General features: G+C 46.9%; 8 protein-coding genes. All 8 read right to left on the bottom strand.

Going from position 1 to position 13,751, the window contains the following annotated elements:
* Positions 1–21 precede the first annotated feature (21 nt).
* On the bottom strand, positions 22–426 hold the full coding sequence (locus NDI48_24980) for a hypothetical protein (protein ID MEP0834422.1): 405 nt from the start codon (positions 424–426) through the stop codon (positions 22–24).
* A gap of 26 nt (positions 427–452) precedes the next feature.
* A complete protein-coding gene (gene drmD, locus NDI48_24975) occupies positions 453–3,683 on the bottom strand; it encodes a DISARM system SNF2-like helicase DrmD (protein ID MEP0834421.1) in 3,231 nt (1,076 codons plus the stop codon).
* Positions 3,684–3,897: 214 nt separating this feature from the next.
* The gene (locus tag NDI48_24970; protein MEP0834420.1) at positions 3,898–5,340 is read right to left on the bottom strand and encodes a hypothetical protein; all 1,443 of its coding nucleotides are present in this window, start codon (positions 5,338–5,340) and stop codon (positions 3,898–3,900) included.
* A complete protein-coding gene (locus NDI48_24965; protein ID MEP0834419.1) occupies positions 5,337–6,353 on the bottom strand; it encodes a patatin-like phospholipase family protein in 1,017 nt (338 codons plus the stop codon). Before NDI48_24965 ends, NDI48_24970 begins: the two co-directional genes overlap by 4 nt.
* Before the next feature lie 238 nt (positions 6,354–6,591).
* Entirely contained in the window at positions 6,592–7,410 is an 819-nt protein-coding gene (locus NDI48_24960) for a ParB/RepB/Spo0J family partition protein (GenBank protein MEP0834418.1), read from the bottom strand.
* A gap of 85 nt (positions 7,411–7,495) precedes the next feature.
* The gene (locus NDI48_24955; protein ID MEP0834417.1) at positions 7,496–11,062 is read right to left on the bottom strand and encodes a hypothetical protein; all 3,567 of its coding nucleotides are present in this window, start codon (positions 11,060–11,062) and stop codon (positions 7,496–7,498) included.
* On the bottom strand, positions 11,055–11,210 hold the full coding sequence (locus NDI48_24950) for a hypothetical protein (GenBank protein ID MEP0834416.1): 156 nt from the start codon (positions 11,208–11,210) through the stop codon (positions 11,055–11,057). Before NDI48_24950 ends, NDI48_24955 begins: the two co-directional genes overlap by 8 nt.
* 476 nt (positions 11,211–11,686) lie before the next feature.
* Positions 11,687–13,327 (bottom strand): helix-turn-helix domain-containing protein, encoded by a 1,641-nt coding sequence (locus tag NDI48_24945; protein MEP0834415.1) that lies wholly within the window; start codon positions 13,325–13,327, stop codon positions 11,687–11,689.
* Positions 13,328–13,751: the final 424 nt, after the last annotated feature.

Raw genomic sequence — 13,751 nt, 5'->3', positions numbered from 1 at the left:
CTGGAGACTCAATCCTAATGACTATTCGTGCAATGAAGGCTGGTTGGATGTTCTGAACTCAACCTCCAATCGATTTTTAGAAACGGACAAGGGATTACTCTCTATCACAGATTCCGAACCATTAAGCTTAGAGTTCAACCAATCCGGTCTGAAAACAACTCTCTGGAAGTTTTTCTGCTCCTGTTGATCGAGGAGTTCACCGCTACCGAAGAACGGTTCAACCTTTCGTTTGCCCGTTTCTGCATCTTCCCATAATGCCCATCCCGCTATAGGGACAGCAAAACACCCCTCAACATCAAAACCTGCTTCCACGCTATACTCAAAGGCTTCAAACAGAGCGAACCATCCAGGGCAAGCCGTTTGAATCTGAATAATTCGCTTCTTCTCTGTATTCGCATCAGTCTTCTGTTGCCTCTCCTCGTCCATCTGCCTATTACCTCTTGATGTATATCTCAGTTTGATACTGGCCACAGATACACCAGACCCACTGGCTCCACTCGGTCTGCCTTCACCTGATAGGCTTTCTCAATCCGTTCTGGTTCCTTGATAATGTCTTCCTCCAGTTCTGCTACCCGAATGCGCCAGTGTCGGCGGTCTGCCTCAAGTTGTCGCAGCTCATCCTTATTAAAGAGAGAAGGCTGAAAAACCTCGTACTGCTTCTCTTGCTTCAGGATGCGATCACGTTGTTCCTCCAAGAGCTTTTTCATCTCCGCTGCTTCTTTCAGTCCCCGTTCTTGCAGTTTCTTCTTCGCTCGTTCGGTCAACACCTCAGCTCGGCGCTCTAAGTGGGGAATCAAATCTTCCACATCCCTTGGCGCATACGCTTGGAAACGATCTTCAACGGAGGGAGGGACATCTCGCAGTCTGGGAGTCGCAAAAGAATGCTCCAGTACCTCAAGCGCGTCTTCCTTTTCACTTTCCGTTAAGGGTCGAAGCCGTCCTCGCCCTCGTGCTTCAGGAGCAATCCACTCAGCCGCCACAGTAATAATTTCATCATGAAGTCTTGCCGCCCGTTCTCCATAGAGAGACAGCCTCCCCAATGCAATCACCTTGGGTACTGGGTCATCAGTCAAGCAGACACAAGCACGGGTCAGCTCATTGTAGAGAAACCCCTGAGACAGAAAACGTCCCAACAACCGCTGCACCAGGCGATGTTCTAGGTGCAGGTGTACAACCTGACCATCGAGTGTCCCCGGATCGCGAAACACTACCGGGCGAATGGCAGCGTCCTTTCGCCATTCCCAAAGCTTCTGCCCCTTCTTGCGGAGTGGTCTTAGCGTATCGAGCGTAGTCGCCCAAGTTAGGTCAGCTCCAGCCTGCTGGTCGAGGGCGGGTAACACCCATCGGGCACGTTCCGAATCACGCACCACTTCATTCGGGTCAAGAGGCTCTAGCGACTTCGCTCCCAGAATTTCCAAGGAGGCAGAGAGGGCATCTCGAAAGTGTCGGTCATCTAATCCTAACCACCGCCGAGACTCTCGGAGCATATCCTCCAGGTCAGCCTGTTGCTGATGGAGCTTCTCCCTTCGGACTCGAATCGCCTCAAGCTCCTCTTGAATTACCTTACCTCTGGTCACAGATTCTTCATCAGCGCGATCGGCAACTTCGATCGCTTCGGTAAGGCGGCGTTCCTCACTAACCCGAATCCCTTGATCGAGGAGCTTCGAGATATTTTTCTCAACTACAGGAGACAAACTACCCAGCTCGTCTTGAATCGTTGCCGTTTTTCTGACGAGAACATCTAACACTCGGTCTTCAGAGCGTTGGGGCAGCACAAAGTAGTGACACCGAACTACACGTTCGCGTTGCAGCTTGCGGTCAATCCTGCCATTCCGCTGCTCCATGCGGCTGGGATTCCAGGGTACGTCAAAATGGAACAAGTCAGCACAGTAGTTCTGTAAGTTGACCCCCTCCCGTGCTGCATCCGTGGCAATCATAATTCGCAGGGGATGCTGAGATGGGTCGGCATTAAAAGCCGCTTTGATAGCCTCTCGGCGCTCTTCCCCCATTCCGCCATGAAATGTATCGATGCGCTCGTTCTCCCGGTCGGAGTTAGCGATCACACTCTGGAGTTGTTGTTCCAAATATCGTTTCGTATCGGTATACTCGGTGAAGATTAACACTCGGCGATTTGTCCAGGTTGCCCCTCGCTTGCCAACGTCAGGACAAAGATTTGTCCGAATCCACTCTACGAGCTTTTCAATCCGCCCATCCGGTTGGTAACGCGCTGCCTCGGCAATCTCGCTCATTTCCTCAAGGAGTTCCAACTCCTGTTGAGTAACCTCCAAGGTGGCAGTTTGCGTGGCGGCTGCCATTTGAGAATCTTCCTCTGCCTGAACCTCATCTTCAGCCAAGTCAGCGCGATCGTCATCCGAACCTGGAGCCTGTACGAGCAAGGTAAGATTCTTTGGAGTGACAGAAGTCCGATGCTTCTCAGCCTGACGTTCAATGGCGTTTCGATGTACTCTTAGCGTTCGAGCAAATGCCTCAATTGAAGAGAGTAAGCGCTTCTGAAGCGACGTAATAACTAAGTTTGCTGCTGTCTGAGTGGATTTCGGGGCATCCCTGAGACGCTCCTCTCGATGGGTGCGGTACTCCTGTAGAAGACGAGCTAGCTTGAGTTCTGGAGCATCCTCTGGCAGCTTATCCACGATAACCGGAATCACTTGGCGTTCGGGAAAATCGCGATCGTCAATTTCTCGTAAGTCCTGCTTGAGCCGCCGTACCATCACGGCATCGAGCAGTTTCTTACTGCGAACCGGAACCCCTCGACAGAAACGCTGCGGGTCGAGAATTTCCAGTAGAGCAGCAAAACTATTCGAGTGCCCGTTATGTGGAGTTGCTGATAGAAAGAGCTTATGCTCAAAGCAACGTGCAATATCCCGCACTGTCTTGGTGAGCTGAGAGTCGATCGCGTACTTGGAACTACTCGCAGGTGCGGCGTTATGCGCTTCGTCCAAAATCAGCATTGAGCCAGCAGAAAAACTTCCCAACCAGTCCCGGAGAGGGGCGGCGTAGGCTTCATCTCGTAGCAAGGCATGGGAGATGATAAAGCGAGTATGGGTTGTCCAAGGGTTAATGCCATAGCCCCGCTCTCGCCGTCGAGCCGCAACAAAATCCCGGTCAAAGACTTGAAATACCAAACCGAAGCGGCTTTCCATTTCCTCCTGCCACTGCCGTACCACAGAAGGCGGACAGGAGATAACTACCCGCTTGATCTTCTGACGTATTAACATCTCACGCAGAATTAAACCGGCTTCGATGGTCTTACCCAAACCTACGTCATCAGCGATGAACAGCGACACCCTCGGCATGAGCAGGGCTTTCCGCAGCGGTTCAAGCTGATAGGCTTTTACCTCAATCCCTGCTCGGTAAGGAGCCTGGAACAATTTCGGGTTGGTTGAAGTAACACAGTTCCAGCGTAGCGCGTGAAGGTAAGCTGAAAAGTATCGCGGATTATCAAAACCTCGACTGGCTACTGATTCCCAAGATGAAGCCCCCACAAGTTGTGCATCAACTTCTCGCTCCCAGAACACCTCTAACTGCTGCCCTTGAGCATCATCCTCCAAACAGGAAAGCCGCACCTGAGTATCCCCACCTTGGGATACTGGTTCAGTTACCTCTTCAATAAGATACTGACGAGAACGGACTCGAACAATTTGCCCAGCTTGTATCCCTATCACCAACACCTCATTTTAAGCGCCTCTTTAAAGTAGCCCAAGGCTACCAACGCCCTCAGCTTAAGGCAGAGGACTGGTGGAAAAATCATGTCTGATTTTTACCCAACTCCACTATTCTGGCACTATCTCAATTCGGTGTTCTGGGTGAAAACACGGAAATCTGAATACTTTTCTTAGCGGGTAGGTTTTGAACTCTCTCGTGGAAAATGCTAAGCGTCTACTCAATGACAACAAAGAAGCGATCGCTTTTTCCCATGCAAGTGTTGGTACGTTGGTTTATCACAAAGGCTTCAACCCAGCGAACGCCAGTGTAAGAGGTGCTCTCCCAACGTACTGTATCGCTGTCTCCTTTATAGAAACCTCCTCGTAACCCGTTCAATTCAACAGCTTCTTCCCCAGTGTTAACAACCCGCCATCTCACAAAGAAAGTGCGAGGCAAACCTAACGGTAAATACGCCTCAAAACGAATTGAGCAATTCTTTTGCATCACCATTCCGCTTTCCAGCTTGCGGATAAAATTCTCCTTATCTTGAGTGTATTCATCTGCACGTACCACAACCGATATCTTACGTTTATCAAAGTTCCAAGGAGCCTTTTTGATATGAGGTAAATTTAAGGGTATTCTGTTAAGAATACTGGCACCAAAAGATTTTATTACCTCAACGAGCTTCTGAGAACTTGCCCCTTCTCGTTCTTGTAACGCAACTGCCGAAACAGAAACAGCCTTTTTAATCACTTCCCCTTGGGCAAAGTCATCACCAAAAACTCTACGCCATTTCCGAATGCTTTCATCCCTATCTAGCTCTGCATAAGCATCGTCAATCCATTCTCTATACTGATGAATCTTATTTCGGAAGTTCTCGTACTTGTCCTGATCCCAGTGGCGATTAAAGTTTTCCCCTGCAAGGACTGGATTCTCAATTGTCGGCATAGAAGGACGTGCCTGAAGAAAGGCATTTAGCCGATTAGTGATAGTTTTCATTGATGTTGGAAGGTCTGAAAAGACTAGCGATCTCAAGAGTTCATTTTCATCGGCTCTAGTAATTTGCAGTCCAACTAATGTGGTCAGTAAAATTGACTTGACAGAGAAGGTTAATTTAATATCACGCAGATATTTAAGCAAACGGGTGACCTTGCAAAGTTGATTATTACCGACAATCCGGTTTTGCTCAACAAGCCAATTTGTGTAGGCTTCAGAGGCAGTTTCCTCAAAGCCATCATCTTCTTCAAGCCGATTGCAGACCCAAAAACGCTTGTTTTCTCCTTCAATGACCTGAAGGCAGGGAACAACATCAAGATGAAAGTCATTTTTGTAATTTAGCTCAACACAACGAGTACCTCGTGAGACTTTATCAGCATAGATTTTGTTACCTCGAAAGATGTAGTACAGTTCATTAACATAGTCTGCCGCCTTCCAACCTTCAACCACATCTATAATTACCAGTAAATCAGCATCAAAATCCCTTTCCTTCGGTGGCTTGATGATGGTTCTGTGTGCCCATGAACCTTGAGCAGAAAAGCGGAAGATGCGAGGAGCATAGTCACTTCTTTGGAGAAACGATTCAATTGTTTCAACACGCTGCTCTAACAGGTCAATTCGTGACTGATTAAGGTTAACCGTGTTCTCCAGCAAGTCTTTAAAATGCTCAGTCAACTTCATGATGCGTTCTTCGGTTCGAGAGTATAAAAAGGCTTAAATTCCTCTGTAGGTCGATCAAAAAAGACTGGCTCAAGCACAGGGTATCGGTCTCGCGCTCGCTCGTATCCGAGACCTTCAAGACGACGAATCACCTTCGCATCGTCCATGCTGTATTCTCCATACGGTACAGTGTGATCAATGCGATAAATTGCCTGTCGTTTATGCTCGTGACCAGTAAGGAGCTTTGCCATTCCCATTGCCCCATGCGACTGACCGTCCATAAAGAGCCGAATAGTTTTCTTGCCCAGAGTGAGAAGACCTGCTGATGCAGGAATGTTATACACCTCGCTCAAGCAGCCAAGGCTAAGAACATGGATCGAATCACGCGGCCAATCAAGCAGAGTAATGGCTTCAACCACAGCAATTCCAATCGGATTGTTAGCCCACACACCTCCGTCTACGAGTCCTACGTCATGCTTTGTCATGTGGGCTTGAAAGTACGTTGGTGCAGCAGCGGTTGCAAGCGCAGCGTCAACAACTAGTTCTTTATAATCTGTCTTTAAGCGAGGATGGTGAGCAGTCTTGTAGATATAGACAGCTCCCGCTGTTGGACTCCACGCTGGTATCACAAGCCGTGTCGAGGCATCTCCTATATGCTTCTCTCCGAAAACCTCAACAAGGATTTCTCGCAATTTCTCAGAATCATACTTTGCCCGTCGAAGCCAACGAATCTTCCGAAGTTGGCGAAAGAGAGCATTCTTTAGAGGAGCATGATGCTGACCGAAGATTTCCGCTCCCCGATCTCTATAAAGTCGGAGTATTTCTGAGGCTTGTAATCCCAAGCCTAAGCCCAGTGCAATTATGCCACCCGTGGATGTTCCTGCAATGAGATCGAAATATTGACCTATTGGTCTTTCCACTCGCTCCTCAAGGGCTGCAAGAAACGCAGCAGGAAACGTTCCAAGGAGTCCACCACCGTCAATGCAGAGGATTCGACGTTTTGTTGGCTTTTCGATGTTGGCATCATTTAGCATGAAAAGAGGTAGTCTTGTGAAGTAGAACGACCCCAAATAGGTCATTTGTACTACTTTAGCCTAGCGAGTGTATTTTATTTTGGGTTCCGAGAAAATACGGAAAAAGTTTAGCTCTCAAACTCCTTTCCTATTCCTGCATCTTTGGACAATCGGGGAGTTCTCAGTGGAAAACTCATTACTTTGCACGGCTTTGGAGTCAGTTTTTGTATCGACATCAACTTCAACAATTGTGAAGGCATCAGTTTGAGGAAGTTGATGCCAGTTTAACCTCATCTAGCAACCGAGCGATCGCACCTGAGAGCGTTGCCGCACCGATTTCTTCTTTGTAGTTGTTGAGTTGCTCCCAAACTTGGGCTGTTACAGTGATTTGATAATCACAGCCAACCCCAGGAGTATAACTAATCCCTTGTGTCGGTTTTGAGCGCGGTTTTCTGTTTGACTTAGATTCAGTAGCCAGTAGCTGGGCTACTAATTCTGGTACTTTCTCCGGTGAATGACGAGCCACTTTAGCTAGCTGTTGGGTATCCTGTTGTGTCAGCTTGGAGTCACGACTCAAGATAGCCTGCCTACTCTGTGGAGATAACGCTGCACTCAAGGTGTCCACATCATGAGCAAAAGAAGCATCCCGCCGAATGGTTGAGGCACTAACTCCGTACTGCTTGGCTAGCTTTCGATCGGTTGTCAACTTCTGCTCAAATTGAGCAGAAGTTAAATCGTGCCTTTTGCCCTGCTGCTTTTCCAGAAGGTACCGTTTCCCGCGCAGGTATCTCAACAACATAGGTGGTAGATTTCGCCGGGAGAGTTGGTTATCAATCATCCAGTCCATGACCGAAGCCCGATCTGGGAACGAACGAGTAACAACCTGGAACCCAATGCCGTGAGCCGTACAAATCTCGTATCGGTTGTGTCCATCAACCAAAATATTCTTTTCCTCCCACACGATAAGCGGGTGGCGACAGCCTTCAGCCAAAATACTTGCTTCTAAACCCTGACGCTCCGTAGCACTTAATGGGGGAATTAAGGCTAAAAATTCTGGATCGATGCACAGTTCTCTCATGGGTTGTGAGACGATACGTGAGTGAGAAAGGGCGTATTGGCAGGGGAGCTTTTTCTCTGTTGTCCCTTACCAGAAATCAGCACTGTTACTCTTTCCAAGTCGTTGAAAACGCTCTTGTGTCGGGTGGCAAGAGCTTTGCTACCAGTTCGTTTAGAAGCAACAAGTTGGGCAAGTCTAACAGCAGTCCGATAAGCCCCATCTGGATATCGCTTGAGGCTATTGCGATAATTTCAGTAAAATCCTTCCATCCACTAATCTCGACTTGGTTTACCACTTGAGTAAGGCTCTCTTTAAGTGGAAGTTCCAAAGTAGCTCTCAGGAAGTTCATATCTTCCCAATTGAAATTTATTAGTCTCCCTTTTAAGTTCTCTAATAGAGGTACTAATAATTTTTTGAAGGGCTTCCACCCACCGATTGAACTGAACAGTTGGCTAACTCGCCCTTGGGTAATACCGAGGGTTCGTGCAATTTCAGCTTGGGAGATTTTCTGGATGTCTTGCCCAGTTTCAAGGGCTTCCGATAGCAGCTTGAGGACTTCCCATCGACCAATCTGAGTCGGCGTACCTGCTAGTGGAGTGATTTCAAAAGCATCTAGGGTTGTTACTTTAATTGAATGTTTCTCAAGGAAACTCAAGTCATAATCGGCGCAGAAGTAATATTTGAGCTGTTTGTTGGGTCGCAGGTGCGATCGCAGCCTGCCCACGGTCTGAATAATCTCACTTTGTACAGACCAATCAACAAACTCCTGAAATTCCAGCTCATCTTTACCTGCTGGTTTACCCGTCAGTACCGTGTAAAGTAATTCAAGGGAGCCGATATTGGGGTAGGGGATACCAAAACTAGCGAGTGCCGGAGCATCAGTCGCGTAGTTAGCTCCTCGCGTGTCTCGGAATTTTGCCAGGTATCGAGCTTTGCCTCGATCGTGCAGAGGTTCATCTTCTGGGAGCTTATCTTTCCAATCTTCAATAACGATGTCAGGTATCCATTCCCTAAACTGACTCCGGAGAGCTTCAATCCTGTGATCGCACAAAGCCGAACGTTCCTTCCCCGCTAGCCCCAGTCCGTTAACCTGGATGACTTGGAGGTTGTTGTAACTAGGAAGAACTTGCTCGACGTGCAAAATCTCAGCTTCTGGTACGTCAAGCCACAATCCCAGATATTGGCGGTTAGCAGTGCTATCGAGGTAAATGTTCCACTTCGACCTGGCGGCAATATCGCTGTGTCTGTAATTGCGGGTAGCAACGATTAGTTTGCCACGTTCCAGTTGCAACGCACCGCGTACTGCACCACTCAACACCTCTAGAAACAGCACCAACCAGTTGAGTGGTACATTCTCTGCCTTAGAGGTCATTTCCTGATAAGATTGCTGTCTCAGGATTTGGTTAGCCCTAAAAGCGATCGCTTTCCACTTTGAGGGGACATTCTTTACCGAAACGCCATCAGGTTCCTGTAAGAAGCTTAAATCGGGTTCAAGGACAGCGGCAGCTTTTTGGATAAGGGGTGGTAAGGGTGAATCAGTTATAGTACAGGCTAATTGGCACGACTGTCCTTGAAACGGTTCAGTGAAAGCATCTTCTTGGATACTGGGGGAGACTAAGGCATCCCAAAAAAGTTGCCGCACTTCTCCATCTTTGTAGCCGTAGCGAGGTAGTTTCTTTTTGCCGTTAAGAAAGTCAATCAGCAGTTGAAATACGGGAGTTAGAGCCGTGTTGATTTCAGGCGCTTTTAAAGCCAATTGGGCAAGAGCCTGTTCGACATCTTTGAGTTTGACTTTAACTAACTTAAGGGGTTTGATAATACGCAGGGCTTCATCAAAAATCAAGCCAGTTTTACCCCACTCGAAGTCCGAGCCAGGTGTACTATCCAGGTGAGCTAGTATGTTGGGGGATTGAAAGGTAAGGAAGCGCTTTCGCCGATGCCCAAAGCCAGCATCAACACGGCTGCGGCAAGCTCCAGACAAGTGGCAGCCTGCACAAACGGGATTATCAGTACCTTCAATAAAAGGTAGGTTCTTAGCGTACAATTCCAAAAATAGCTCCGCTCGGTGGCAGTTGCCCATAGTGTCAGGTGTTTCGCCAGCTTTCGGTCGCCTGAGATAGGTTTTTCCGGTTGGATCGCTATCCTGTTTGAGTCCGTTATGACGGGGTTCGAGATAGGCGAAGTTTTCTCGCACTGAAGGTGTGGTAACGTTGCGGGCAAATTCTGCAAAGTACCAAAGTTGGTCAATTCCCAGGCTTTTGGCACTAAGCAAACCCGCCGCGTGACTTTTACCCAATCCTGGTGCTGATGTATCGAGGATGTGCTGCCAACCTGCAATTACTGCTTCTTTCCACAGCAGCAAGCGATCTCCTTTTTTGTAGATGATTTTTGGCACAATACCATTGCATGACGAGCGAGAGGGAAGCTTACCCGGCTTGTAGTGAATAATTGGTGGCAGCTCAATTGGTTTTTGAAGTGGCTTTAGTCCAAAACCTTTTTTGGGTCTGTGCCTGTCGAAAAGACGCTTCAGCCAACGGGTGAAACCATGACATACCTCGAACTCCTCTAAGCGCTGTTGTTCTGAATTTTCAAAAGATGAGCGCTCCAAGTATTCGCCAGCACTAATGAATTGAACTTCGTTACCTCTGTTTCGGGCTAACAGTTCGTCAAAGTCGGGTTGGGACTTGTCATGGAGTTGTCCCCAATCAGCTACAAGGGGATGGTAGCCCCACTCTTGCAGCCATGTTAGGGTTTGTTGATTGGCTTTGTTAATGTGCCGATTAGTGATCGCACCAGCGTCAGGTAGGATTTTGACTCGATTTGCCCCTAATCGCGTTAAATAATCTTGCAGCGTTTGCTGACCGTATCTAGCAGCACAGGCAGTACCGATTACAACAATATGTTTCTTGCCTTCCCTCCACAGCCAGAAGGCAACCAGCAGGGATTTTAAACCACCCTCTATTAGCCGCACTTCCTGGATTTCTGCGGTTTCTGGGTGCTTCCAGACAAATAGTGGTAGCTCTCCATTGGGGAGCTGCGGACCACAGCCACTGTGACGTTTGCTGGATAACCAAATGTATTTACTCAAGCGATCGCGGTTATCGGTAGCGATTTGGTGTCCAGTAATTTTTCCATCGGGATCGCAGGCAGCAATAGAAAATCCATCAGCGCCAGTTAACCTGTGGGTGATGGGGTTGATTCCTGCTAGAAGAGGGTTGGCATTGAAGGTTTGATTACCCGGCTGCCAAGTTCTAATCCATCCCTCCTGATAGGCAAAGTCAATTTCCGCATCCGTTAATCCGCGATCGCGCAAAAGTTGTCGGTGTCGTTGCGAGAGATCGAGACGTTGGGCAATCTGGCGATATTGGGCGTTTCGGTCTTCAATACCGAGTCGGTGACGCTTTGCCTGTTTCCGCTGCTTTTCCCATTCACGGCGGCGGTTTTCATACTCGGTTTTGTCAAGGGAGCTACTCAGATGAGTAGGACTGGCAACCAAGGAAGCTCCCATGCCATTACCGAGCCATCCAATCAAACGGTAGTCAGGAGCTATATCTGATTGGGTACTAACCCTAAGACACCAAATCTTGCCATCATCAAAAATTTTACAACCGCTGTCGTGACCGCAATGAGGGCAGGTATTCCGTTTGCTTGCGTAGGTATAGCCTTTAGACATTCAGACTACCCCCAACTTTGGCTATTGCCGTTGTTCTGAAGCAGCCAATCGTTTGAAAAGCATTCAGTTCTGAGATATCTGCTGACACCGGATAGCGGTGAGTCAGGTAAAGTGATGCGCCTTGTGCGATAGCTTGCTTGGCGTTCAACGGATTTAGGGTTTCTCAGTCGCGCTTTGGTTGGGGTGTGATGCTTGAATTGACTCACGGTTGCCCTGATAGGAGTAGAGTAGCGACCCTAATCCTCCCAGACTCCTGAGACTGGGATTTGCCAAGTGATCTTTAATCTTTGATCGGAGCTGTTCTAAGAAGCTGAACGCTTTATGGAGTAAGGATTTTTAAAACGGTTTATCGGGGGATGTGGAAAGTTTTATCGGGGGATGTGGAAAGTTTTATCGGGGGATGTGGAAGGCTTTGTTCTAAAGCTGAAAGCTATATATGGCAAAGATTTGATGCCAATTTTTAGGGGTAAAATTTTTTAGAACAAAATGCCTGTACTTAGAACAAAGAACAGGTGCGTTAGGCGATCAAGTCCACCCGATGTCGAGTAACGAGGTGTCACGCCCTGTTGCCAGCGGCTTCAGGTTGCATTAGTTTCTTGATGCACGAACGGACAGAGCGAGATATTAATCTTTGATATCTAGAAGCCTTCGTATCTTGAGATCTAGCTCTTGGTTGACCGTGCGCTTGCCACACTCGATCAGGGATACGAGCTTTTGGGATACGCCGAGAAAACCTGCCAGTTTGGCTTGAGTCCAACCTTTAGCTTGACGAGCTTCTCTAACTTGGCTGCTGGTTAAGCTGCTAGGAGGACTTGGCTTCAACTTGTTCTTGGGCTTTATGGATTTCGCCCTAGCTTTTACCTTACAGGCTAGAAGTTCTGGAATAGGGGGTATAGGTTTAATAGTCAGCTTGGCTTCCAGGAGCTTATCTAGGTAACCTTTAGGCTTCTTACCTTTTGCGTCTGGTCTTAGCCATGCAGGATAAGTTTCCGCATCAAACGTAACCTGCCACTCCAGTTCGAGCAGTAACTTTATTGCGCTGTCCCAACGCTGTTTTAAGTCATAAGCTTTGCGGCAGTCTGACCGAGCTTTGTCTATAACTGATTGGGGTAGTGCAATTTCTAATAACTCCTGGACTTTGTAGTTTCCCGTAGGGCGAACTCGGCTATCCAAGGTTAAGTAAATAGCAAACCTTAGTGCGAGTTCATCATGGTAGGGATCGATTTTCAAAACTTGCTCAGCTAAGTAGCCAAACTGATATAAAGCTTCTCTTGATTTAGTTCCAGCTCGGTTCAAAAAATCTTGAGTCCATAATCCGGGCTGCACTGTAATGTAAACTTCGTCAGGCTGGTCTATTTTTCCTTGAATGTCAACTTGACCGATAGGTTTGATATAGACATTCCACATTCTCCCTACAGGAGCACTAGCTATGATTTGTCCTTTCTTATTCTTTCCCTCAACCCAAAAAGCTTTAACTAGGAGGCAATCAAGAGCAAAGGCTGTGTTAGCAATTTCTAGCAGTTTTTCTGGTTTGCTTTTTTTATGATTTTTTTCCCAACCAAATTCCCGAATAATCTCGCTAGCTTTCAAATTAAATTTACTTTCCCAAGGGGTTTGTGATTTTATGGCATGAGCAGCAAAAACTAAGTGTAGTTTAGCTGTTGTAAACCCAAACTTATCAATAATTTGCTGTGCCTCATCCCAAGGTAATAGGGTAATATCTCTAGGGTTGGTGATGTAATGCTCAATATAATTTTGGGGGTTTCCTTTAGCTCTGTGTTGTAAGCAGGCTATTCCTTGTTCGTTCTTTTGCCATCGGTCTTTCCTGGTATAAGCTTCAATGCTTGAAAACATTACTACTGATGAAGGAATAGGCGTTATGGGAGGAAGTCGTGGTTCTACATGTAGTATTGTTTCGTCGAGCTGGTCTACAGTTTTGACATCCGCTTTATTGCGATTTTCTAAGTAGGCTTGAAATTTTTGAAATACTTTGGTAGTTACTTCTTCTAGCTCTTGTGCATCAGCTTGTGCTTTAGTTAGACAAAGATGCTCTTTGAAAATATCTCTTATTATCCTTTTACCTAGCTCTTCCAGAGCATTTAATTCTTCGTTTTTATAATATTTCTTGATTCCATTCTCTATTGCTTGAAAGAAGATGGAATTTATTTCTGAAAGCAAATTTTCACCTTCAAGGTAGTTAAGCCCATCTAAGTTAATACCTAAAATAGATTGGTTATATGTGTTTGATTCAGTGACATCTGCCATAGTTTGATTGGCTCTTTCGAGATGGCATAAAATAGATTAAACCTTAATTAATTGATAAAAGTTACGCTTTAAAAGTATATAGAAACTTCTTAATTATAGCTTAATCAAGCTGTGACTATATTTTTGATCGAGGAGGTCAATTGACACTTTGCCTTTAGAAATAGGCGGAATTTGTGTAAGATTTAATTTGGGAAAGAGCCTACCAGATTATGGAGAGTTAGGAAATCGTCGAGACTAAACTGAAACTCCTCAAACACTACTGTCATCAGACTGGCTGCGTTCTCGATGTTTGCCACTTTGACGTTCTTGCTTACCCGGAGCTGCCTCTCTCCCACTCCTTTGTAAGTGACGAGGATATAAGCACGCAGTAGGTTGGGTATGGTTGGAGAATCATTCTGTTGTAGTCTCGACTCTTTAGCCAAGA

The sequence above is a fragment of the Microcoleus sp. AS-A8 genome (assembly GCA_039962225.1).
GTDB lineage: Bacteria > Cyanobacteriota > Cyanobacteriia > Cyanobacteriales > Coleofasciculaceae > Allocoleopsis.
The sequence above is the reverse complement of the archived record's forward strand: the minus strand, read 5'-3'. Positions and strand labels throughout refer to the sequence as shown.

Excerpts from the sequence above, each read along its gene's own strand:
- NDI48_24945 (MEP0834415.1), bottom strand. The coding sequence starts at position 13,327 with ATGGCAGATGTCACTGAATCAAACACATATAACCAATCTATTTTAGGT.
- NDI48_24970 (MEP0834420.1), bottom strand. The coding sequence starts at position 5,340 with ATGAAGTTGACTGAGCATTTTAAAGACTTGCTGGAGAACACGGTTAAC.
- NDI48_24980 (MEP0834422.1), bottom strand. The coding sequence starts at position 426 with ATGGACGAGGAGAGGCAACAGAAGACTGATGCGAATACAGAGAAGAAG.
- NDI48_24965 (MEP0834419.1), bottom strand. The coding sequence starts at position 6,353 with ATGCTAAATGATGCCAACATCGAAAAGCCAACAAAACGTCGAATCCTC.
- NDI48_24955 (MEP0834417.1), bottom strand. The coding sequence starts at position 11,062 with ATGTCTAAAGGCTATACCTACGCAAGCAAACGGAATACCTGCCCTCAT.
- NDI48_24960 (MEP0834418.1), bottom strand. The coding sequence starts at position 7,410 with ATGAGAGAACTGTGCATCGATCCAGAATTTTTAGCCTTAATTCCCCCA.